Origin of the sequence: Enterococcus sp. DIV0660C, assembly GCF_017316125.1 — a bacterium.
GTDB lineage: Bacteria > Bacillota > Bacilli > Lactobacillales > Enterococcaceae > Enterococcus_B.
In genome coordinates this window covers 104,161-128,127 of record NZ_JAFLWA010000003.1, presented here as the reverse complement: position 1 = coordinate 128,127, position 23,967 = coordinate 104,161, and the positions used below count along the sequence as shown (strand labels likewise).

Genomic DNA, 23,967 nt, shown 5'->3' with positions numbered 1-23,967 from the left:
ACCCACGATAGGCGTCGTGGGTTTTTACTTTGTATAAAAAAGCTAGCCATGAGCAATCAAATAGATTGCTCATGGCTAGCTTTTAAGTCAAAATTATTTTGTTGAACCTTTTTCTTCAATTCCATAAGGTAAAACAATTGTTTTTTCTTCAACTTCCTCTTTGTTCATCATTTTTGTCAACAAACGCATTGAAACCGCGCCAATATCATACAAAGGCTGGGTAATGCTTGTCAAACGAGGACGAGCTACTTCTGTTAGCAGTGAATTGTTGCTTGTAATGATCTCAAATTCTTCCGGAACTTTGATTCCTTTATCTAGCATGCCATCTAAAATACCAATCGCTAATTCATCATCTGAAACGTACACAGCAGTTGCTCCGCTGTTATGGATACGATCAACTAATGACAAACCATCTTTGAAATTATAACTTGCTTCGAAAATCAACCCTTCACTATAAGGTAAGTTGTTTTCTTTCAATGCATCTTTGTACCCTTTCAAACGGTTTTGACCGTTGATTGGATCAATTAGTGCACCACTAACGAAAGCAATTTTTTCGTTGCCGTTTTTAGCTAATTGATTCACTGCATCTTTTGTTGCAGAAGTATAATCAATATTTACACTACCTACTTGTTCATCTGGGTCAATAGAGCCAGCCAAAACAACTGGTGTTTTTGAGCGAGAAAATTCTCCGCGGATTTCATCCGTAATATGATGACCCATAAAAATCACACCATCAACTTGTTTTGCTAACAAGTTGTTTAGTACGTTTACTTCTTTTTGGTCGTTACCATCTGAGTTAGCCAAAATGATATTGTATTTGTACATTGTAGCAACGTCATCGATTCCTCGAGCTAATGAAGCAAAAAACATATTGCTGACATCAGGAATAATTACACCAACAGTAGTAGTTTTCTTGCTTGCTAGTCCACGCGCAACAGCATTTGGTCGATAATCAAGACGATCGATTACTTCCAAAACTTTCTTTCGTGTCGCAGGTTTAACATTTGGGTTTCCGTTCACTACACGTGAAACAGTTGCCATTGACACATTTGCTTCTCTAGCTACATCGTAGATAGTAATTGTTTGTTTTTCCATTTGTGTTCTCCCGTTCTTATTTATCTGATTTTTTCTGAAAATACGACTTACATTTCTAAATTAGAATATCAAATTATTTTGTGGATTGCAACCGTTTTAACAGTGTTTTCATGAAAATTATGTTTTTCTTTCAATTTATCGGAATGGTCTTTCGAAAAATTTAATGTTACAATGAGAAATAGTTTGAATTATCAGAAAGAAGGAAGCTAAATGAACAATGTAAAAATCAATGAATTGCGTCAATGGATGGCAGATAATCAGGTTGCGCTTGCCTACATCAGTGATCCTAGACATATCGCATATTTCTCAGGTTATGAAAGTGATCCCCACGAACGAGTGCTTGCGTTATTCATTCCATTAGAACAAGACCCATTTTTATTTACGCCAGCTTTAGAAGTTGATGATGCAAAAAATAGTGGTTGGACATTTGATGTTCGCGGTTACCTTGATAGTGAAAACCCTTGGGAAATCATTGGCAAAGAAATTCGCGCACGCTATGGTCAACCCGGTAATGTTGGGATAGAAAAAAATGCTTTGACTGTTGAACGTTTTGACTATCTGTCAGATATTTTATCTGGTACAGATTTCTTTACAGACTTGACTTCAGTGATTCAACGTTTGCAATTGATCAAAACAGTTGAAGAAAAAGATAAATTGATTGCTGCTGGAAAATGGGCAGATGTTGCTTTTGAAATTGGCTTTCAAGCGGTAAAAGAAGGTATTACAGAACAAGCAATCATTGCTGAAATTGAATACCAATTGAAAAAACAAGGCGTTTCACAAATGTCTTTTGATACGTTAGTTTTAGCTGGAAAAAATGCTGCTAGTCCTCATGGTGCACCAGGAAATACACCTGTTAAACCTAACGAACTGGTCCTATTCGACTTAGGTGTTGTTTGGGACGGTTATTGTAGTGACGCAACTCGAACGATTGCTTACAAAAAACCAACTGAATTCCAAGAAAAAATCTACACTATCACATTAGAAGCTCAGCTAGCAGCCCATGATGCTGTTCGTCCTGGAATTACTGCTGGTGAATTGGATCAGATTGCTCGTGGTGTAATTGATCGCTATGGCTATGGTGAATACTTCAATCATCGTTTAGGACATGGAATTGGGACAACTGTTCATGAATATCCATCTTTAGTTGAAGGTAACGATTTAGTTATTGAAGAAGGTATGTGTTTCTCTCTTGAACCAGGTATTTATATTCCTGAGCAAGTTGGTGTGCGTATTGAAGATTGTGTTTATGTAACGAAAGATGGTTGTGTGCCATTTACGACAACGCCTAAAGAATTGTTGATTTTGGAATAAGGTTGTGGCTCCAAGTGGTCAACTCCGAAAATAATGAGCAATTGACAAAAATAGCTTTTCATATTTTTGGACAGTTGTGAATTATTTCGAGAAGTTGCTTGGGGAACACCGTGACTTGAGGTTATAGCACACAGAGGCTCATTTTACTAATGGCATTTAGCAAACAAAGAAACGGATTGTTTAAATTGATTTCACTCCACGATACTTAACACAAAAAGAGGGTAGATCGGAAATTATTCCGACCTACCCTCTTTAACAATGTAGTTTATTTTTCTTCTACAACTTTTTTAGCAGCATCTTTCACATCTTCTTTTGCCATGTCTGCTAAATCTTTTGCATCTTCAACGACAGGTTTTGCTTCTGCAACACCATCTTTGACTGTTTCTTTTGCTTGTACTGCAGAATCCTTCACATCTCCTGCAATATCTGCTGTTGTGTCTTTTGCAAGACTGCCTAAATCTGCTGTTTGCTCTTTTAGTTCGTCTGCTGATTTTTTAAAACGATCAGATAGGTCTGCTGATTGTTCTTTTAAATTAACTAAAATATCATCTGATTCATCACTTACTTGGTCTGTCGTTTGATCGACTTTATTTTTGATATTTCCAGCTAACTCACCTGCTTGTTGTGAAAGGTCTGCCGCTTTTTCTTTTGCGATATCTGTTAATTCTGCAGATTTTTCTTTTGCAAGATCAGTATAATCTGAAGCTGCATCCAATAAATCATCTGCTTGTGCTGCTAGCTCATCGCGTAACTCTTTTCCTGATTTTGGTGCTAACAATAACGCTGCCACTGCCGCTGCTGTTCCACCAATTACTGCACCTAATAGAAATCCACCTTTTTTAGCCATATTTAAATTCCTCCTGTCTGTTCATCTTGTTTTTTATTTTTAAAAAATTTCATTGCTGTTCCGCCGACTTTTCCAGCAACAGTTGCCTTAGCGGTTGTCTTGCCAATACCGCCAACTTTTGTCACTAAATTTTTACTTGAAGAATTCAATTCTGAAACACTTTCACTTAGATCAGCTACAGCTGTAAACAATGGATCAATTGTTGCGACTTTCCCATTGACATCTTCAAGCAAGTCATTACTTTTCACAAGTAGACCTTCTACTTGTCGTGATAAGATATCCACATCTTTTGTTACAATGGCAATCGTTGTATTTGCTTCTGCAACAGTTTTATCCACTTTTTCTAACGTTTTTGATACTTGCATCAAAATTCGTACTAAAAATACTACTAACACAGCAAAGGCAATTGCTGCAATCAATCCTGCGATTTCTCCGCCTGTCATAATCAATCTCCTTCCCTTGTCTCTCCTCTTAAGAATAGCATTTCCCATTTTTTTAGACAAATAAAATACTACCAATTCTTGTTTTTATGAAAAAAAGCCTCAACTACTAGTAAACTATGAGTAGTTGAGGCTCTTTCTTACGCAAAAGTAACTTATTTTTCTTTTGATTCAACTTTTTTTGTTTCTTTTGCTGGAGTTGCTAATGTTTTGCTCAACTCAATGATATATTCTTTTAATGGCGCACCAACTTCTGGATGTTTTAATCCATATTCAATACTTGTTTTCATAAACCCAAATTTGTCTCCCACATCAAAACGTTGACCTGTAAATTGACGAGCGAAGACGCGCTGTGTTTTATTCAAAGTGTCAATGGCATCCGTTAATTGGATTTCATTTCCCGCACCAGGTTCTTGGTTTTCTAAAACATCAAAGATTTCTGGAGTCAACAAGTAACGGCCAATGATTGCTAAGTCACTTGGTGCTTTGCTTGGATCTGGTTTTTCTACAAAGTTTTTCACATTGTACAGCCCTTTTTCTAATTCGCCGCCTGGATTGATAATACCATATTTTGATGTTTCTTCATGTGGTACTTCCATCACAGCAAGGGTTGAAGCATGCGTTTCTTCATAGTCATTGATCAATTGCTGTGTTAACGGAATCTTGTCTTCCATGATGTCATCACCAAGCATGACAACAAATGGTTCATTACCGATAAATGCTTTGGCTTGCAAAACAGCATGTCCTAACCCTTTAGGATGAGATTGACGGATGAAATGTAGATTAACATCCGTTGTTTCTTCAACTAATTTCAATAAATCATTTTTTCCTTTTTCACGAAGATTTGTTTCTAGTTCAATATTGGCATCAAAATGATCTTCAATTGGACGTTTCGCTTTTCCAGTAACAATCAAAATATCTTCAATACCTGATTTCAATGCTTCTTCGACGATAAATTGAATCGTTGGTTTGTCCACGATTGGTAACATTTCTTTGGCCATTGCTTTCGTAGCTGGTAAAAATCTTGTTCCTAATCCAGCTGCTGGAATAACTGCTTTTTTTACTTTCATGATTGACGACTCCTTTAAAAAATAGTTAATGAAAATTCGTTTTCAACTTTTCCATCACGTAGCATAATTTCTTTTGCTGCTTTTTTGATATCTTTTCCTTCATAGAGAACTTCATAAATCGTTTGTGTTATCGGCATTTCCACACCCATACTACGGGCTAATTCCATAGCTGCTTGTGTCGTATTGACACCTTCGACTACCATCCCCATATTTTCCAATACTTCGGGTAATTTTTGGCCTTGTCCTAATAAATTTCCCGCCCGCCAATTACGAGAATGAACACTCGTCCCTGTGACGATCAGATCACCAACACCGCTTAATCCAATGAAGGTTAACGGGTTAGCACCCATTGCAACGCCTAAACGACTGATTTCAGCTAAGCCTCTTGTCATGATTGCAGCTTTGGCATTATCGCCAAAACCCAGACCATGAATGGCTCCTGTGCCGATCGCAATAATATTTTTCAGCGCTGCCCCCATCTCAACTCCGATGACGTCAGGATTGGTATAAACTCGGAAATAACTGTTCATAAATAATTCTTGGACGTATTTTGCAGCTTCTGTATTCGTACTTGCTGCTGTGATTGTTGTGATATCATGATTGACTACTTCCTCAGCATGACTTGGTCCAGATAAGACAACGACTGCTTTTCTTTGTTCCACTGGGATTTCTTCTAGTAAAATTTCTGAAATGCGCTTATGGGTCTTTTGTTCCAATCCCTTGCTGGCATGAATGATGACAGGCTTCGTGTTTGGTGTCATTTTCATTATTACTTCTTGCGCAACAGAGCGAATGGCTTTCGTTGGCACCACGAATAAAATAGTATCTACCTCAGCTAAGGCTTCTTCCATTTCAGTAAACGCCCGAATAGATGTTGCTAACTTCAGTTCTGGTAAATATCGTTGATTCGTATGCTTTGTGTTGATTTCAGTTACTTGTTCTGCTCGGTGTCCCCAGATCCTTACATCATGACCATTTTCTGCAAGCACCTGGGCTAGTGCCGTCCCCCATGACCCAGGACCTAACACTGCGATTTTTTGTTGCATTTAATCACTCCTTTGCACGGAACATTGTTTGCTTGATCATTTAAATAATTGATTGGTTCTCACCAAAACTTCGATCATAATCTGTTAGATTTTTATCTTTTTTACGACGTAAAATGAATACGGCGATGGTTCCAATAAATAGTACCGCTGACAGTAATTGAGAAATACGAATGACATCTAAGAAGTATAAGCTATCTGTTCGAAGTCCTTCGATGAAGAAACGTCCGAAACTGTACCAGATAAGATATAAAAGAAAAACTTCTCCCTTTTTTAGCAGATGTGGTCGTTTCCTTAATACCAATAACAAGACGACGCCTAGCAAACTCCATACAGATTCATAGAGAAAAGTCGGTTGACGAAACGCGCCATCAATGTACATATTTTCAATAATAAACTGTGGTAAATGTAGACTTTCTAAAAAGCTACGAGTTGTTTCTGGACCAAAAGCTTCATGATTCATAAAATTTCCCCACCGTCCAATGGCTTGTGCAAGCAACACGCTAGGTGCTGCGATATCCAGAAAAGTCCACGGCGAGATAAAGTGATACTTGGTGAAGAAATACATTGTAAGTCCACCAGCAATCAGTCCCCCATAAATTGCTAGCCCACCCGAGCGAATATTAAAAATCTGGATTGGGTCTGCAATATATTGCGGTAAGTCAAAAAGAATATAATATAAACGAGCACCGATGATTGAAAGTGGTAATCCCCATAGCATGAAATCCGTCACGTCATCAGCTTTCATACCGACTCTGACTGCTTCCCTTGTGCTTAGCCACATGGCAATAATGATCCCTGAAACAATGATCAATGCATACCAATAAATAGGGATACCGGCAAGCTCAAACGCTACTCGATTGATTTGTGCGAGCATTTTGTCACTCCTTATTTATTAATTTCCTGAATTTTCTTCGATTAAACGACTTAATCGTTCTTCAAATGTTTTTGTTGCGTCAAATCCCATTGTTTTCGCACGGAAATTCATCGCAGCAACTTCAATGATGATCGCCACATTTCGTCCAGTCTTCACTGGGATTTTGATTTGTGGGATGCCGACTTCTGCAATTTCAACCGACGTATCTTCCGAACCTAACCGATCATATTTTTTATCTTTCGCCCAAGCCTCTAAATAGACTGCCAATTGCACTTGCATCGAGCCTCGTACCGCACTTGCACCGAACAAGTTCATGACATCGATGATCCCAATTCCACGAATCTCAATCAAATGCTCCAAAATTTTTGGTGGTTCACCAATCACGGTCAGTTCATCTTGTTGATAAACATCTACTCGGTCATCTGCAATCAAACGGTGACCACGCTTGATCAACTCTAGCGCTGTTTCACTCTTACCAATACCACTATCACCTTGGATCAAGACACCTAATCCATAAACATCCACTAAAACACCATGGACGCTTGTTCGTGGTGCTAATCGTCCGTCTAAATAGCTAGAAAGTTCTCCTAACAAACGTGATGTTGAAATTGGTGAACGCAAAACAGCCATCCCATGTTCATTTGCAGCCTGAATCATTTCTTCTGGTGCAGATAAACCTCTGGAGATAATAAACGCGGGCATATCTTCGCTGCATAAGCGTCGCATGATCATCAAACGTTCCTCTGGAATCATGCGCTCTGCAAAACTAATTTCTTTGCTTCCAAATAACTGAAGCCGATCATGTGAATAATAACTAAAATAACCGGTCAATTCTAAGCCTGGACGTGAAATGTCACCTGTGACTATGACACGCTCTAAACTTTTTTCATCGCCGGTCACGATTTCTAAAGATAATTTTTCAACCAGTTGGCTAACTTTAACTACTTCTGCCATATCCATGCAACCTCATTTCTATTAGGGTGTTCATTTTTATTTTATCATTGTCTACCCAAACTTACTACCAAATAAAAAAAACGTTTTATTTCTTTTTTAAATAAAAAAAGATTGCAAGAAAAGTCTGTTGAACTTTCCCTGCAATCTCCATTTTTCTTTTGTTAAACAAAGAAATGCTGATTTTTTTGTCATTATCTTTTCATAGTTACTGACGATTTAAATTATGCTCACTAACAACGACATTTACTAATGACATAACAATTGCTACTAAAAATGCTGCACCAAATGATGCAAATCCAAAATTAGCTGCTCCGACAAAGAAGGAAGTCAATTTTAAAATTGCCGCGTTCACTACAAAGCTAAACAAACCAAACGTAACTAAGGTCAGCGGTAAAGACAAGATTGTTAAAATCGGTTTAACAAACATGTTCAACACTGATAAAACAAAACTGGCTAACACCGCTGTCCAAATGCTACTTACATGAATCATTTGGGGAAAAATGACTGCTAGTGAAATGAATGTCAAAGTATTCACAACGATTCGTTGGAAATAAGACATTAGAAGTCACTCCAATCATCATCATCGATCTTTTCAGCTTCTTTACGTTTATTCGTTTGTTCACGGTAATTATTTTTTTGGTAGTATTCATTATTGTGACCATAGTTTGTACGAGAAGATTTACCAGATGGTATGATGATAGCTAGTAAAATGTACAAAATAATTGGACTGCCAAATGCTACAAGACTCAAAAAGACATACACCACACGAACAATGGTTGGGTCTATACCAAGAAACTCTGCAATTCCTGCAAGTGTACCGGTTAATACAATATTATCAGTTGATTTCGTTAATTTTTTTTTCATTCTATTTCACCTCTGTCCTACCTATTTTAATCGAAAATATTGGGAAACAAAAGTCTGCTCCACGATTTTTTTTGGACTATACAGATAAGAATGAACAATCCAGAATAGCCCACTTTTTTTGGGCTATTCTTTGTTCATCTTGTAACTGTTTCTTTGTTTACTGATCCTTTATTCAGCATCTTTCAAGAAGATATTACCAGTTGTGGTTGATAACTGAACTTGGGCAATTCCTGTATCAGAAATACGACGGAATTGTAACATTTGATTGGTTCTTTCTTTCTTTTCGCGAACAACGTCATACTCGCTCATGCGGCTATTGATACTGCCTAAGCTTGTTTTAGCATGCCCTTCGACACCCAGTGTTTCCGGTAATGCTACTTTCACGTTTCCATTGACAGAGCTTGCTTCGACTTTTCTTAGCGAATCTTCTGTTAACGTCAAGCGAACATCTCCATTGACTAATGATACCGAAATATTTTCAGGAGTTGTTGCCATAGTGACTGTTCCATTAACTGTTTCAATGATTGAGTCTAGAATTTGACCGCGGTTCACGTCAATATTGCCATTGACTCCTTCAATTTCTAACATAGTTGCTGTTAACTCATTGATTAAGATATTTCCGTTCGTTGATTTTGCATACGTGTCTTTCGTTTCTAGACCTTTGATTGTGATGTTCCCGTTAAGCAACTTGATTGCTACGTGGTCGTACAAACGAGTTGGCAAGTAGAAAACAAGATCTGCTCGTACACGTTTATTCGGAATTTGGAAAGAAATATGGTCTTCATTGACTTCGATCTGACTTCTTTCTAAAAAGGCATCAAATGGTTCAGCTGTCATTTTTCCGTAGAGTTTGATTTTTGCTTCTACTTTGACATCTTCGCTATCCCAAGTTTTCAAAATCACGTTCCCATTTGCTGCTTTGATGTCAATAATACTTGCTTCTGGTGCTTCATAGTAAAATTCATGTTCAAATTTTGTTGTCGCAATGCCAGGAACACGTAAATTGACGTCTTTCCATTCCATATTGTCGTTCACAGAATCAGAAACGGTTTGGAATGTTTTCTTCAAGAACTTGCCTAATTGGCTACCCGCTTCAGACATTTTTTCACCAACTTGGTTCAATGTGTCCGTTGCTTGTTCTTTCCAATCATCTGGTAATTCAAACTTTTCAGCAATTGAATCTTTTGTTTCTGACCATTGATTTTTACGAATATCTTTTAATTCTGCTTCAAGCTTCAATTGTTGTTCAACCAGCTTGTTGCCTTCTGCTTCTAACTCTTGGATTTCACTTTCCAATGTTTGACGTTGTTCAAGTTCTTCTGGGGTTAACTCATCTAGTTCTTCTTTCGTGTTCAACTGCATCAATGCTTCCTGTTTGTCATTGCGTGCTTGTCGATTTTCTTGTAGTTCAGCATTCACTTCATCTAGGTGTGCAGATGCTTTGTTTGCTTCTGTTGCTAATTCATCAAGAATTTTTTCTAAGTTTTCTTGGTCTTGTTTTTCTTTTTCCTTTGGATCGATTTCAGGATCAGCGAGCGTTTCTTCTTCGTCATTTTCTAAATCATCCATCAATTGACTTACTTGATCTTTTTCTTTATGACTAGCAGTTACTTTGTCTGCTTCTTTTTTAATTAACTTTTCGTCTTTTTCAGTTGCCATACTTTCTAACAAATCTAAACCTTCTTCTGTCGAAAGGATTCCTTTTTTTACTAAATCTAAAATACGTTCTCTTTCTTTCATGGAAATTGCCTCCTTGAGCAAATATTGTTTGCAACTTTTCCTTACATCCATATTATGCCTTCATTTGAAGAAAATGTCATAGGACTTAAGATGTAACTTTTTCTCCATCTTCCGTCATTTCATCTACTCATTAATCATACTAAAAAAAGAGGCTAGGAGAAAACGAATTGCGTTTTCCCCTAGCCTCTTAAAGGTGAGTTTGTTTTTTGTTGTTGCGTTCTAACTTTTTAAAGTGCTTGTGCACTATCCTGTCAGAGCTACACGCTTTGCGCCACAACCTTTTTCACGGTGTTCCCAAAACAACTCCTACAAAATAAGTCTAAATTCCACAAAAATTTGAGAAACAATTTCTGGGAATTTAGACTTATTTATTGGAGCTGAGCGTTTTGCGCCACAACCTTTTTAAAAAATCTCATCATGGGTCGTATTCAATTCCGTAATCTTTCCCGTCGCCAAGTAAACGATCCACTCACAAATATTGGTCACATAGTCACCGATACGTTCCAAATAACTCGCAACATTTAAATAGTCTGTTCCACTAATGACTGTTTCTGGATTAGCTTCCATATTTTTGATTGTTGCATTGTAGATTCGATTGAAATATTCATTTACACGTTGATCCATATTTGCAATTGTTCGAGCGTCTTTTTCGTCCGTTTTGACATAGGCAACCAATACATTATCAACCATTTTCTTAACATAGTCCGACATATCCGAAATTTCTTTTTCGATTTCTGGAATTCTCGTTTGTCCTTTGACGCGAATCGTTGATTTTGCAACAGATACCGCGTGATCCGCCATTCTTTCCAAATCAGAACTTGCTTTCATAACTGTAATAATCATACGCAAGTCTGTCGTTACTGGTTGTTGTAAAGCAATCATTTCAAAACTTTTCTTTTCTAAACGAATTTCCATATCATTGATATTTGTATCGTTTTCGATTACTTCTTGTGCAAGGGCTTTGTCATGTTTCACATAAGAGCGAACAGACTTATGCACCGCACTACTGACCATCATACCCATTTCATAAAATTGATTATGAAGGTTTAGTAATTCCTCTTCAAATTGCGTTCGTAGCATTTTATTTCCCCCTTATCCGAATCGTCCTGAGATGTAATCTTCTGTTTCTTGTTTTTCTGGATTCATGAAAATTTTCTTTGTATCATTGAATTCAATTAAATGGCCATCTAAGAAAAAAGCTGTTTTATCTGAGATACGAGAAGCTTGTGACATATTATGTGTAACCATGATCATCGTATAATTCTCTTTCAATTCTAACAACATACTTTCAATTTTTCCAGTTGAAACAGGGTCAAGCGCGCTTGTTGGTTCATCTAATAAAATAATTTCTGGATTGACTGCTAACACACGTGCGATACATACCCGTTGTTGTTGCCCACCAGATAAAGATAATGCGCTCTTATGCAGTTTATCCTTCACATCATCCCAAACAGAGGCAGCTTTCAGACTTTCTTCAACTACTTGATCCAACACTTTTTTATCTTTTTCGCCTTTTAGTCTTAACCCATAAATAACGTTCTCATAGATCGAAAAAGGAAAGGGATTAGGCTGTTGGAATACCATACCGATTTCTTTCCTTAGCTCAACGGTATCCGTTTTAGGACCGTAGATATCTTTTCCTTTATACAGCACACTACCGGTAATCGTTACACCAGGAATCAAGTCATTCATTCGGTTCAATGAACGCAAGTAAGTGGACTTTCCACAACCTGAAGGTCCAATCATCGCAGTAATCTCACCTTGGTTGATACTTAAGTCGATGCCTTTTAAAGCTTCTTTTTTACCATAATATAAATGAAGATCTTTTGATGAAATAATTTCTTTTGTCATAGTGAAGCCTCCGTTTTAACCAAAATGACCGGACACATAATCTTCGGTTGCTTGAATTTTCGGTCTAGTAAATATCTTTTTCGTTTGATCGTATTCAATCACTTTCCCTAAGTAAAAGAATGCTGTGTAGTCACTGATACGCGCAGCTTGTTGCATATTGTGCGTGACAATAATGATAGTAAAGTCTTCCTTCAAGTTCACTAGGGTTTCTTCCACAGTACCTGTCGAAATAGGATCTAATGCACTTGCTGGTTCATCCAATAATAAAATATCTGGTTTCATTGCAATTGCGCGGGCAATACATAGACGTTGCTGTTGCCCCCCTGATAAGGCTAATGCACTTTTATCAAGGTTATCTTTGACCTGATCCCACAAAGCGGCTTGTTTCAAACTAGTTTCAACAATTTCATCTAGTTTCTTTTTATCTTTTTCGCCATGTTGCTTCAAAGCAAACGTGATATTTTCATAAATTGATTTACTGAATGGGTTAGGACGCTGGAATACCATGCCGATTCGTTTGCGCATTTCATACACATCGACTTGTGGTGCATTGACATCAACATCCTTATACATGATTTTTCCCGTGATTTTTGTATTTGCAATTCCATCATTCATTCGATTCAGTGAACGTAAATAAGTGGACTTCCCACAACCAGAAGGACCGATCAAGGCAGTGATTTTATTTTTTTCAAATTCTAAATCAACACCTTTGATTGCTTCATTGTCACCGTACCAGACATGTAAATCTTCCGTGTGTAAAGCAATTTTCTTTTCCGGAGGCATTGTGATGATATTTGTATCATTCAAATTGTATTCTTTCATAGTTTCTTCTTCTCCTTAGGCTGAAGTCATTTTACGGTATAACCGTTTCCCAATCGCGCGTGCGCCAAAGTTGAAGAGCAAGACGGCAATGATCAGTACGGCTGATGCTCCAGCTGATACAGCAGCACCATCTGGCATCGTTCCTTCAGTATTGATTTTCCAAATATGAACAGCCAATGTTTCCGCTTGGCGGAAGATACTAATCGGACTTGAAACACTCAATGGGTTCCAGTTACTAAAGTCAAGAGCTGGCGCACTTTGTCCTGCGGTATAAATCAAGGCAGCCGCTTCACCAAAGATTCTTCCAGAACTCAAGATGACCCCCGTTAAAATCCCCGGTGTTGCTTCTGGAACAACAACTTTTAAAACTGTTTCCCAACGTGATAAACCTAAAGCTAAGCCTGCTTCTCGTTGTGTGTAATGAACAGCTTGTAATGATTCTTCCACCGTTCTTGTCAAAAGCGGTAGATTAAACACAGTCAACGCTAACGCACCAGACAAAATAGAGAAACCATATTGAAACTGAATAACAAAGACTAAGAAACCAAACAAACCAACAACGACAGATGGTAATGAACTCAAGATCTCAATAGAAGTACGGACTACATCTGTCAGCCAGTTCTTACTTGCATATTCAGAAAGATAGATACCTGCACCAAGTGATAAGGGAAAACTAATGATCATTGTAATCAGTAATAAATAGATGGAGTTGAATAATTGAACTCCTACACCCCCACCTTCTTGATAAGCCTTGGAAGGTTCAGTCAAGAACGACCAAGAGATATGAGGAATTCCACGTACTAAAATGTACAGTAACAAAGCAGCCAAAATCAAAACAATGATTCCAGAAACGGCATATAAAATACCAGTTGCGATTTTATCGGAACGTTTTGCATTCATCTTATTTTAAGGCTCCCTTCTTACCAATCATACGGATAATAATATTGAAGAATAATGACATCAATAATAGGATCAAAGCTAAGGACCATAACACATTATTTTCAATCGTGCCCATGATCGTGTTTCCGATTCCCATTGTTAAAATCGAAGTCAAAGTTGATGCAGGTGTTGTTAGGCTAGTTGGCATCAATGCTGCATTCCCGATAACCATTTGGATCGCCAATGCTTCTCCAAATGCACGTGCCATTCCGAAAACAACTGCTGTCAAAATTCCAGGTACGGCTGCTCTAAGAACCACTTTATAAATAGTTTGCCATCTCGTTGCGCCTAAAGCTAATGACGCTTCTCGATAATGTCTAGGCACAGACTTCAACGCATCAACAGTCATCGTTGTGACCGTTGGCAAAATCATAACAAACAAGACAAATGTTCCGGCCAAGATCCCGAAACCTGTACCACCAAAGACGTTACGGACAAACGGTACAATCACAGATAAACCAATAAACCCATAAACTACTGATGGAATACCAACTAGCAGCTCAATCACTGGTTGTAAAATTTTTGTTCCATTTTTCGGTGAAATTTCCGTCATGAAAACCGCTGCTCCAATAGCAAATGGTGTTGCGATGATTGCAGATAAAAATGTCACGATAAAAGATCCGGTGATCATTGGCAATGCCCCAACCATCGGTTTTCCATCTGGACCAACTTGACTTGGGTTCCAACTCGTACCAAATAAAAAGTCGAACACGTTCACCTTATCAACAAAGAAAGTTGCTAACCCCTTACTTGCAACAAAATAAAAAATAGCTAATACCACTAAAACAATTAAAGCGATACAAAGAAAACTAATAAATTTTCCACGTTGCTCCATTTTTGAACGCTTCGATTTTGTTAATAATACTTTTTTTACATCCTCCACAGATGACTCCCCCTTGCTCAGGTTTAACATACTTGTTTAGTGTACAAAACAAACATCAATTTGGTTTTAATAACATGTAAAAGTTTCGCTAAGTTTGTAAATTTTTTGTAAAGGTTATTCAGAAATGATGTTTCCTTCCCAGTCACGTTCCACTTTCATTTGTGAAACTGGGATATAACCTAGTTCACCAACGATATTATTTTGAATCTCGTCTGAAAGAATGTACGCTAAAAATTCATCCGTTAACTCCGTTGGCTTACCTTTTGTATACATATGTTCATATGCCCAAATAGTCCATTCATTGGTTGTTACATTTTCATCTGTTGGTTCTACACCGTCGATTTTAAGTGTTGCTACTTCGTCTGTTACATAAGAAAAAGCGACATAGCTGATTGCTCCAGGTGTGTCGGCAACGATTTGGCGAACCATTCCACTTGAATCTTGCTCTTGTGCTTGGATTGCAGATTCACCATCTAGGACCCATTTTTCAAATGTACTACGTGTCCCACTTCCAGAAGCACGGTTTAAAATAACCACTGCCTGATCGTTCCCACCAAGCTCTTTCCAATTCTTGATTTCACCAGTAAATAGTTTTTTTAATTCTTCCATGGAAATATCTGTGACACCCACTTTTTTATTCACAATCGGCGTGATCCCAACAACAGCAACCTTATGATCTACCAAAGCTTTTGCATCAATTCCAGATTTTTCCTCAGCAAACAAGTCAGAGTTTCCGATGTCTACGGCACCAGATTGCACTTGAGATAAACCAGTTCCGCTACCACCACCTTGGACGTTGACGAATTTTCCGGGATTTTCTGTTTGGTAGCTTTCCGCAACAGTTTCAACTAGTGGCTGCAATGCAGAAGATCCTACTGCTGTAATTGATTCCCCACGATCAATCCATTTTGCACATCCAGATAAAAGAATGGCTAATCCCAATACTGGTAATAATAATTTTAATTTTTTCATTAAAAATCTCCTTTAGTCATAAAGTAATTTTATTCTAACATTTTCCGTGTTTATTGAAAACGAATCAAAATTATTAAATAACAAATTGATGAGTTATTTTTGATAAAATAAAAATAAAACTATCTCATTATTTTTGACTATGCTATACTATTTCTGAAATGCGTCTCTCAAAAAAACTTGAGCGAACTTATTTCTTGCTTTCCCCAAAAATCAAGAAATACCCCAAAGTTCACAAAAGTGGATTGAGACGTTTTCTTCATTTCTGAATTTATTCAGAAGTGACCCCGATAAAAAAGGACTTGGAACATAAATCAGCGATTTATGCTTCAAGTCCTTTTTGCTTATCCCTCTTAAAGTAATGGTGAAACTAATCTTGCTAACCCTTCTTTAAGTTTGATTATCGTGCCTCGATTTTCATAAATTTCTCTTGTCAATTGTTTTGATACATTTGAGTCATCAAAAAATGCTTTGCGTACTTGCGAAGCCATTCGTTCATCATACACTAATGTATTGACTTCAAAATCTAAACGGAAAGAACGAACATCAATGTTTGCCGAGCCTACCGAAACGACGCCCCCGTCAATAATCATCGTCTTCGCATGAATAAAGCCATTCTCGTAGGTTTCAACGATTGCACCGTACTCAATCAGTTCCGCTGCGAAAGAATAAGTTGCCCAGTAAACCAATGGATGGTCTGGTTTATTCGGAATTTGTAAATGAACTTTTACGCCTGCTAGCAAAGCCAGCTTGAGCGCCTCATGAATGGAGCCATCAGGAATATAATAAGGTGTCTGAATCAAAATTTCTCGTTTAGCTAAAGAAATCATTTTTAAATAAGTCATTTTGATCTGTTCGTGTTCCGAATCAGGCCCACTAGTCACGATTTGTACAGCCATGTCCCCTGTAGAATTAATCCTCGGGAAAAAATCTGGTGAGTAACTGACTTCATTTGTATGTTGAGAATTCCAATCCATCAAAAAGCGATTTTGTAAGCTATAAACAGCTTCGCCATAGATTCTTAAATGGTTATCACGCCAATACCCAAATTTTTTGACCAAACCTAAGTACTCATTCCCCACATTGAATCCACCTGTATAACCAATTTGTCCATCAATTACAACGATTTTCCGATGATTTCGGTAATTGATTCGCGGATTGATATACGGAACAAATAAAGGGAAAAAGAAAGCAACTTCCCCGCCATGTTTCTTTAATTCATCAAAGAAACTTAGTGAAACTTGCGTAGATCCCCATGCATCTAATAAAACCCGTACTTTTACACCTCGTCGTGCAGCCGAGATCAAGGCATCCCGTAGTTCGACTCCCAAATCATCGCTTCGATAAATATAATACTCGAGGTGGATATGATTTTGGGCATGATTGATATCGTCAATCAACGCATCAAATTTTTCACGGCCATCTGTAAATAAAGTAACTTCGTTTTGAGACGTATATAACGTTCCTTCTGAAACAGTCAACATATAAATCAGTTGTCTAACATCGGCTTGTCCGGTTGGCGGATGGGGATACAGTCCACGTTTTAACGCTTGTTTATCTTCTTCAATTTCCAAATTCATCCCAATTTTTCCTTGCATCTTCAAATCAAAAATTTTATCTTTTGAAATTCCCCTACCAAAAAAAATATATAGAATAAATCCTAAAATTGGGATAAACATCAACACAAGTAACCAAGCCCATGTTTGTGCTGTTTCTCTTCTTTCACGAAACACAATGATTAGCGATAATAAAATATTCGCAATCAAAATGATCGTAAAAAAATTATCAACAATCACCTTCATGGATTCACCTCTTCATTTTCTAACCTCCTAAGCATAACCAAGTTTTTTTTTAAAGTAAAGAGAAAAAAGAATACGCCTCAAGCCATTTTTTCACCATAAAAAAAACATTGTACTCAGTTTTCATGAGTACAATGTTTTCTACTGTAAATGATTGATTAAATTTTCAGGAATCGTCTCATTGAGATTGTTGATCCTAAAGAACCAATGATTACTCCGATACCAGTCATCAAGACATTGATTTTCCAAACAAAGTCTGCTGGTTGTAATAATGAATAGTTCGAACGCAAGAGTGATGGATTGACCAATTGGAAAATTTCACGATAACCAAATGTTAAGATCAACATCGGAATAATTGCGCCAATCAAACCGATCCAACCGCCTTCTAGGAAGAAAGGCCAACGAATATAGCCATTTTTTGCTCCAACTAAACGCATGATTTGAATTTCTCTTTGACGAGATAAAATCGTAATGCGTATCGTGTTAGAGATCAAGAACATAGCAACAAATAATAACAATGCCGCAGCTGCTAATCCCCATGTACGAACAGCTCCTGCAATTTCAAAGATCCGATCTGAAGAAGTACCTCCATAATCTGCATGATAAACGTTAGATAATTTTTCTGCTTCTTTTGAGACCTCTTTGGTATAAGAAGGTTCGGTTGCACTTACCACATATACATCATATAAAGGATTGCTATCTCCTTCAAATAGATTCCATGAATCACCCATTGCTGCTTGGATTTTTTTCAATTCTTGGTCTTTACTTGAAAAAGACACTTTTTCAACATGATCAAGTTTTTCTAATTCTGTTCCTAATTTTTTGATATCCGCCTCTTTTGTACCAATATCAACAAAAACTGAAACATCTACGTTTCCTTCAATATCTTGTGCAAGTTTGGTTGCATTCATAATAACAGCCATAAAAATACCAACAAGTGCTAAAGTGATTGTTACCGCACTAACAGAGGCAACAGTCATCCAGCCGTTACGTTTCAAGCTTTTGATACTTTCTAATAGGTGGCGGAAAAAGGTTCTAATCATCGTATCCGTATTCCCCTTCCGCTTGGTCTCGAATAATTCGTCCATTTTCAATAGCGATTACCCGATGACGAATTGTATTTACGATCGTACTGTTATGTGTTGCCATAACAACTGTCGTCCCTTGTCCATTGATGCGATCAAGGAGTTTCATAATTTCCCATGAATTTTCAGGGTCTAAATTACCTGTAGGTTCATCTGCAATCAAAACTTTTGGTGTGTTGACAATCGCGCGTGCAATCGCAACACGTTGTTGTTCCCCACCAGATAATTCGCTTGGAAAAACACGTACTTTATGTTTTAACCCAACTAAATCTAAAACTTCCATCACACGTTTTTTGATTTCACGTGGTTTACGACCAATTACTTGCATAGCGTAAGCAACATTTTCATAAACAGTTTTCCGTGGGAGTAGTTTATAATCTTGGAAGACAATTCCAATTTCTCTGCGTAAATAAGGAACTTCACGATTTTTGATAGCCATCAAATCGTGTCCTGCAATATTCAATGTTCCCTTAGTTGCTTTTTCTTCTCGGTACATCAATTTGATAAATGTAGATTTCCCTGCTCCTGATGGTCCAACTACATAAACAAATTCTCCTTGATCGATAACGACCGAGAGATTGCGGATGGCAGTCGTACCATTGGAGTACTTCTTCATTACATCCTTCATTTCAATCATGGCATTCTCTCCATATCTTTTTCAGTCTTCAGCCATTATAGCATGGCAATGTTTCAAGTTGCTTGCAAAATTTTACAATTTTATGTCAATTAAATAATAATCCACTAATGTTATACCAAATGTAGTTTTAGGTAAGCATCAATAAATAGGTCTAAGTCTCCATCCATGACCGCTTGAACATTCCCGGTTTCCACATTTGTTCGGTGATCTTTAACCATTGAGTAAGGATGGAATACATAGGAACGGATTTGTGAACCCCAACCAATTTCTTTTTGTTCACCACGCAATGCTGCAGCTTCCTGTTCTTTTTTCTCTACTTCGAGTTGATAAAGTTTAGCCTTCAACATCCCCATTGCTTGCTCTCTATTTTTTAACTGGGAACGTTGTGCTTGGCTGGCAACCACTGTTCCAGTTGGTATATGTGTGATTCGCACAGCAGATTCTGTTTTATTAATGTGCTGTCCACCGGCTCCACTGGCACGATACGTATCGATTTTTAACTCATCTGGATTGATTTCAATATCAATTGTTTCATCCAATTCAGGCATAACATCCACTGAACAAAAAGAAGTGTGACGTCTTTTTGCTGAATCAAACGGTGATATTCGAACCAAGCGATGAACACCTTTTTCAGATTTCAAATACCCAAATGCATTATGTCCTTTGATGAGTAAAGTAACACTCTTGATTCCCGCTTCGTCACCGGCTTGATAATCCAAGATTTCCACTTGATACCCATGCTGTTCTGACCAGCGTGTATACATACGCAATAACATGCTGCCCCAATCTTGTGATTCTGTTCCGCCTGCTCCAGGATGTAATTCCAAAATAGCGTTATTTCGATCATAAGGTCCATCAAGTAACATAGCTAACTCATACGTCTTCATTTTTTCATTTAACGCATGTAATCGTGTTTCCAATTCTGTTTGCATTTCTGCATCTGGTTCTTCTTGCAACAATTCCGTCAACAGTTCTAATTCTTCCAATTCATCCGCTAATGAATGGAATTGGTCATAAGTTTCTTTATTCGCATTATTTTCATTGATCACTTGTTGAGCAGCAACACTGTCATCCCAAAAACCCGGTTCAGCCATCTTATACTCCGCTTGCGCAATCGATTCTTCTAACTGATCTAAGTCAAAGAGACCCCCTAAAGCTTGTGACCTTCTCTTGCATGTCAGCTAACAAATTGCGAATCTCAAAAATTTCCATGTTTGCTTCCTTCTTTCTCTGGACAATCTTTTTCGTCTTCTTTTCACTTCTTTTTCTAGTCTACCAGAATCTAAAGATAACAGAAAGAAGGTGAGACAAATTCTTTCTAAAAAGAACTTCTCTCACCAGCTTCTTTCTATTTAAAAATGATTAAGCTTCATTTTTCCCGTGGCAGTTTTTATATTTTTTTCCGCTTCCACAAGGACAAGGATCATTTCGTCCAACTTTATTCACTTGAACTGGTTGTTTTTTTGCACTTGTGTTACTTTTTTCTTCTGCACTTGCTTCTGTGGCATGCGAAGCTTCGCCTTGAGATACTTGTTCTCGTTGAACATTTTGACGGATTTCAGCTTTCATGAATAATCGAGTCACTTCATATTCAATTGCACCGACCATATCTTCAAACATTTTGTATCCTTCTGTTTGATACTCAACTAGCGGATTATTTTGCCCGTATGCACGTAGCCCAATTGATTGACGTAATTGATCCATAGCATCAATATGATCTGTCCATTTTGAATCAACCACGCGCAAGATAACAACTTTTTCAAATTCTAAGAGTTGTTCAGGACCATTTAAATGGTTGGCTTTTGTATCAAACACATCCTGTGCTAACTCATTTAAATAAGCTTTCATTTCTTCTGGCGTTTTTCCTTCAAGCTCTTTCACACTGATGCTGTCTTCATGGACAATCGCATTTCCGGCAAAGTCAACAATGCCTTCAAGGTTCCAATTTTCTTTTTCTAGTTGTGTGTGTGCATCTACTACACGGCTAATTGTTCTTTTGACCATATTCATCAATGGTTGAGACAAACTAGTTTCTTCCATGATGACATCTTGACGTTGTTTATAGATTACTTCACGTTGTTCACGCATCACATCGTCATATTGTAAGACATTTTTACGCGTATCATAGTTGTTTCCTTCTACTCGTTTTTGAGCAGACTCAACTTGTTTTGTTAACATCTTACTTTGGATAACCGCATCTTCATCCCCAATTTTCATCCGATCCAAGAAAGCCTTGATTCGTTCTGAACCAAAACGTTTCATCAAATCATCTTCTAATGAAAGATAAAATTGTGACATGCCTGGGTCTCCTTGACGTCCAGCACGTCCACGCAACTGATTATCGATACGACGAGATTCATGACGTTCCGTACCAATAACAGCTAAACCGCCTAATTCACGTACACCAAGACCTAACTTGATATCCGTCCCACGACCAGCCATGTTAGTAGCAATCGTAACTGCACCTTTTTGACCAGCATTCATGATGATTTCGGCTTCTTTAAAATGATTTTTAGCATTCAATACTTCATGCGGAATCCGTTCGCGATTCAACATATCTGATAGTAATTCAGATGTTTCAACCGCAACTGTACCTACCAAGACTGGTTGTCCTTTACGATAACGATCTTTGATATCTTGAACAACCGCATGGAATTTACTTTCCAACGTTGGATAAAGTAAATCTGCACGGTCATCACGAATAACTGGACGGTTCGTTGGAATTTGAATAACTTGAATGTTATAGATTTCTCTAAACTCTTCTTCTTCCGTTTTCGCAGTACCAGTCATCCCAGAAAGTTTTTTGTACATACGGAAATAGTTTTGGAATGTGATCGAAGCCATTGTTTTTGTTTCGTCTTCGATTTCTACGCCTTCTTTTGCTTCAATTGCTTGGTGAAGTCCATCAGAGTAACGACGACCATCCATAATACGACCAGTAAATTGGTCAACGATCATGACTTTTCCGTCTTGAACCACATAATCAATATCAAGTAACATAATGTAGTTCGCACGTAATGCTTGATCTAAGTGATGTGTCAAAGCAGTGTTTTCAATGTCATATAAGTTTTCTAATCCAAAAGTTTCTTCTGCCTTTTCGATACCCGTTTCAGTTAACCCAATCGTTTTTGACTGAACGTCAATTTTATAGTCTTCTTCTTCCTTCAAGCGTTTAACGAAGTTATCTGTTCTTGTGTATAAAGCAGTTGATTTTTCTGCTTGTCCTGAAATAATCAATGGTGTTCTGGCTTCATCGATCAAAATGGAATCCACTTCATCGACAATCGCGTAGTTCAATGGTCGTTGAACCATTTGATTACGATAAACCACCATGTTGTCACGCAAATAGTCAAAACCTAATTCGTTATTTGTACTATAAGTAATATCACAATTATACGCGTCACGTTTTTCATCAGCTGATTTAGAATTGATATTCAAACCAACGCTAAGTCCTAAGAAATTATATAGCTCACCCATTTCAGTTGAGTCACGGGTTGCTAAATATTCATTTACAGTAACAACGTGTACACCTTCACCTGACAATGCATTTAAATACACTGGCATAGTAGCGGTCAATGTTTTACCTTCACCGGTACGCATCTCTGGAATGTTCCCATCATGAAGAACGATCCCACCCATCAATTGGACATGGTAAGGATATAAACCCAAGACACGTTTCGCTGCTTCGCGAACAACGGCGAACGCTTCTGGTAATAATTGGTCTAAGGTTTCACCTTTTTTGTATCTACCTTTAAATTCATCAGTTTTTGCTTGTAATTGCTCATCAGTTAAAGCTGCCATTTTGTCAGCATGTGATTCAACTTTTTTAGCAATGCTATCTAAACGTTTTAATTCTTTTTTATCATTTTCAATAATTGAACGTATAAAATTGGCCATTCGTTGTATAATCTCCTTTTTCTGCAATATCCATCTCGCTTATGTAGACTTTCCTATCCATTTTATCATTACTTATAGATAATTGAAATATCTTAGCTAGATTATTCTATGAACTTCTTTATTCTTAATAAAAATACAGCTTTTTTATGTAAAAAAACCTTATGGTGTCAAGCTAGACACCATAAGGTTTTAAAAAATAGTTATTTTTTAGTCAGTTTCGATTAAACCATATTTTCCATCTTTACGACGGTAAACGATACTTGTACCATTGGTTTCAGCATCTTCAAAGATAAAGAAGTTGTGTCCTAACATATTCATTTGTAAGACAGCTTCTTCACTATCCATTGGTTTCAACGACAAACGTTTTGTGCGAACGATATCTAATTCAGATTCGTTTTCGCCTTCCCCGTTTTCTTCATTGAATAAAACTGCAGCACTTGCAGTATTCATGCCAGTTTCACGAGATTTGCGGTTGATTTTTGTTTTAAATTTGCGAATCTGACGTTCCAATTTATCAACAACCAAATCAATACTTGCATATAAATCTGGTGAAGTTTCTTCCGCACGTAATACAAGATAAGGTAATGGAATCGTTACTTCCACTTTTGCTGTTTTTTCAGTATAAACTTTTAAGTTTACATGGGCTGTAGCATCGGGTGCATCACTGAAATAACGTTCTAACTTGCCTACTTTTTTTTCAACATAGTCACGAATCGCTTCAGTTACTTCGATATTTTCGCCACGTACATTATATCTAAACATAAAAATTACCCCTTTCGTCTACCACAATCAAGAAGGAGAAGGACCACTCTTTCCCTCTTCTTATTTATATTATATCGAA

23 protein-coding genes are annotated in these 23,967 nt (G+C 37.4%); 1 reads left to right on the top strand and 22 read right to left on the bottom strand.

The genetic code is table 11. The features are described from left to right. Positions 1-93 precede the first annotated feature (93 nt). Entirely contained in the window at positions 94-1,095 is a 1,002-nt protein-coding gene (ccpA, locus tag DOK81_RS00825) for a catabolite control protein A (protein ID WP_067483841.1), read from the bottom strand. 210 nt (positions 1,096-1,305) lie between these two features. On the opposite strand from ccpA, the gene DOK81_RS00820 reads away from it, so the two are divergent. Further along, positions 1,306-2,409 carry a Xaa-Pro peptidase family protein gene (locus tag DOK81_RS00820; RefSeq protein WP_206907196.1) on the top strand — a complete coding sequence of 368 codons (1,104 nt, stop codon included), beginning with the start codon at positions 1,306-1,308 and terminating at the stop codon, positions 2,407-2,409. Positions 2,410-2,674: 265 nt separating this feature from the next. Here DOK81_RS00820 and DOK81_RS00815 read toward each other — a convergent pair whose 3' ends face one another. The 21 genes from DOK81_RS00815 to raiA all read right to left on the bottom strand — a co-directional run bounded on the left by DOK81_RS00815 (position 2,675) and on the right by raiA (position 23,888). Continuing rightward, complete coding sequence (locus DOK81_RS00815; protein WP_206907194.1) at positions 2,675-3,256, bottom strand: YtxH domain-containing protein; 582 nt, start codon at positions 3,254-3,256, stop codon at positions 2,675-2,677. Between the two features lie 2 nt (positions 3,257-3,258). Next, on the bottom strand, positions 3,259-3,699 hold the full coding sequence (locus DOK81_RS00810) for a DUF948 domain-containing protein (protein ID WP_206898449.1): 441 nt from the start codon (positions 3,697-3,699) through the stop codon (positions 3,259-3,261). A gap of 152 nt (positions 3,700-3,851) precedes the next feature. Further along, a complete protein-coding gene (gene galU / locus DOK81_RS00805; protein WP_242589819.1) occupies positions 3,852-4,766 on the bottom strand; it encodes a UTP--glucose-1-phosphate uridylyltransferase GalU in 915 nt (304 codons plus the stop codon). A 14-nt stretch (positions 4,767-4,780) separates the two neighbouring features. Beyond that, positions 4,781-5,812, bottom strand: a complete 1,032-nt coding sequence (locus tag DOK81_RS00800; protein WP_206907192.1) for an NAD(P)H-dependent glycerol-3-phosphate dehydrogenase — start codon at positions 5,810-5,812, stop codon at positions 4,781-4,783. Positions 5,813-5,852: 40 nt separating this feature from the next. Beyond that, positions 5,853-6,686: a prolipoprotein diacylglyceryl transferase gene (lgt, locus tag DOK81_RS00795; protein WP_206907189.1), complete on the bottom strand. Its 834-nt coding sequence runs from the start codon at positions 6,684-6,686 to the stop codon at positions 5,853-5,855. A gap of 18 nt (positions 6,687-6,704) precedes the next feature. Then, the gene (hprK, locus tag DOK81_RS00790) at positions 6,705-7,640 is read right to left on the bottom strand and encodes an HPr(Ser) kinase/phosphatase (RefSeq protein ID WP_067483827.1); all 936 of its coding nucleotides are present in this window, start codon (positions 7,638-7,640) and stop codon (positions 6,705-6,707) included. A 205-nt stretch (positions 7,641-7,845) separates the two neighbouring features. After that, positions 7,846-8,199 carry a phage holin family protein gene (locus DOK81_RS00785; protein WP_206898446.1) on the bottom strand — a complete coding sequence of 118 codons (354 nt, stop codon included), beginning with the start codon at positions 8,197-8,199 and terminating at the stop codon, positions 7,846-7,848. Further along, the gene (locus tag DOK81_RS00780) at positions 8,199-8,504 is read right to left on the bottom strand and encodes a PspC domain-containing protein (protein ID WP_206898445.1); all 306 of its coding nucleotides are present in this window, start codon (positions 8,502-8,504) and stop codon (positions 8,199-8,201) included. The genes DOK81_RS00785 and DOK81_RS00780 overlap by 1 nt, the downstream gene beginning before the upstream one ends. Positions 8,505-8,672: 168 nt before the next feature. Further along, positions 8,673-10,244 (bottom strand): daptomycin-sensing surface protein LiaX, encoded by a 1,572-nt coding sequence (gene liaX / locus DOK81_RS00775; RefSeq protein WP_206907188.1) that lies wholly within the window; start codon positions 10,242-10,244, stop codon positions 8,673-8,675. Between the two features lie 402 nt (positions 10,245-10,646). Then, positions 10,647-11,324 carry a phosphate signaling complex protein PhoU gene (gene phoU / locus DOK81_RS00770; protein ID WP_067483819.1) on the bottom strand — a complete coding sequence of 226 codons (678 nt, stop codon included), beginning with the start codon at positions 11,322-11,324 and terminating at the stop codon, positions 10,647-10,649. A 12-nt stretch (positions 11,325-11,336) separates the two neighbouring features. After that, entirely contained in the window at positions 11,337-12,095 is a 759-nt protein-coding gene (pstB, locus tag DOK81_RS00765) for a phosphate ABC transporter ATP-binding protein PstB (protein WP_206898443.1), read from the bottom strand. A gap of 15 nt (positions 12,096-12,110) precedes the next feature. Next, positions 12,111-12,917, bottom strand: a complete 807-nt coding sequence (pstB, locus tag DOK81_RS00760) for a phosphate ABC transporter ATP-binding protein PstB (RefSeq protein WP_206898442.1) — start codon at positions 12,915-12,917, stop codon at positions 12,111-12,113. A 15-nt stretch (positions 12,918-12,932) separates the two neighbouring features. After that, complete coding sequence (gene pstA, locus DOK81_RS00755; RefSeq protein WP_206898441.1) at positions 12,933-13,817, bottom strand: phosphate ABC transporter permease PstA; 885 nt, start codon at positions 13,815-13,817, stop codon at positions 12,933-12,935. A 1-nt stretch (position 13,818) separates the two neighbouring features. Further along, positions 13,819-14,739, bottom strand: a complete 921-nt coding sequence (pstC, locus tag DOK81_RS00750; protein ID WP_206898440.1) for a phosphate ABC transporter permease subunit PstC — start codon at positions 14,737-14,739, stop codon at positions 13,819-13,821. 114 nt (positions 14,740-14,853) lie between these two features. Next, entirely contained in the window at positions 14,854-15,711 is an 858-nt protein-coding gene (locus tag DOK81_RS00745; RefSeq protein ID WP_206907186.1) for a phosphate ABC transporter substrate-binding protein PstS, read from the bottom strand. 350 nt (positions 15,712-16,061) lie between these two features. Continuing rightward, positions 16,062-17,510 carry a cardiolipin synthase gene (gene cls, locus DOK81_RS00740; RefSeq protein WP_206907184.1) on the bottom strand — a complete coding sequence of 483 codons (1,449 nt, stop codon included), beginning with the start codon at positions 17,508-17,510 and terminating at the stop codon, positions 16,062-16,064. A 155-nt stretch (positions 17,511-17,665) separates the two neighbouring features. After that, entirely contained in the window at positions 17,666-18,550 is an 885-nt protein-coding gene (ftsX, locus tag DOK81_RS00735) for a permease-like cell division protein FtsX (protein WP_206907182.1), read from the bottom strand. Beyond that, on the bottom strand, positions 18,543-19,229 hold the full coding sequence (gene ftsE / locus DOK81_RS00730; RefSeq protein ID WP_206907181.1) for a cell division ATP-binding protein FtsE: 687 nt from the start codon (positions 19,227-19,229) through the stop codon (positions 18,543-18,545). The genes ftsX and ftsE overlap by 8 nt, the downstream gene beginning before the upstream one ends. A 110-nt stretch (positions 19,230-19,339) precedes the next feature. Then, positions 19,340-20,441 (bottom strand): peptide chain release factor 2 gene (gene prfB / locus DOK81_RS00725; protein WP_206907179.1). Its coding sequence is split into 2 segments (ribosomal slippage): positions 19,340-20,368 and positions 20,370-20,441, totalling 1,101 coding nucleotides; the frame shifts between segments, so codons are not numbered across the junction. A gap of 150 nt (positions 20,442-20,591) precedes the next feature. After that, a complete protein-coding gene (gene secA, locus DOK81_RS00720) occupies positions 20,592-23,126 on the bottom strand; it encodes a preprotein translocase subunit SecA (RefSeq protein ID WP_206907177.1) in 2,535 nt (844 codons plus the stop codon). Positions 23,127-23,333: 207 nt separating this feature from the next. Continuing rightward, positions 23,334-23,888, bottom strand: coding sequence for a ribosome-associated translation inhibitor RaiA (gene raiA / locus DOK81_RS00715; protein WP_067483801.1), 555 nt, complete (start codon positions 23,886-23,888; stop codon positions 23,334-23,336). Positions 23,889-23,967: the final 79 nt, after the last annotated feature.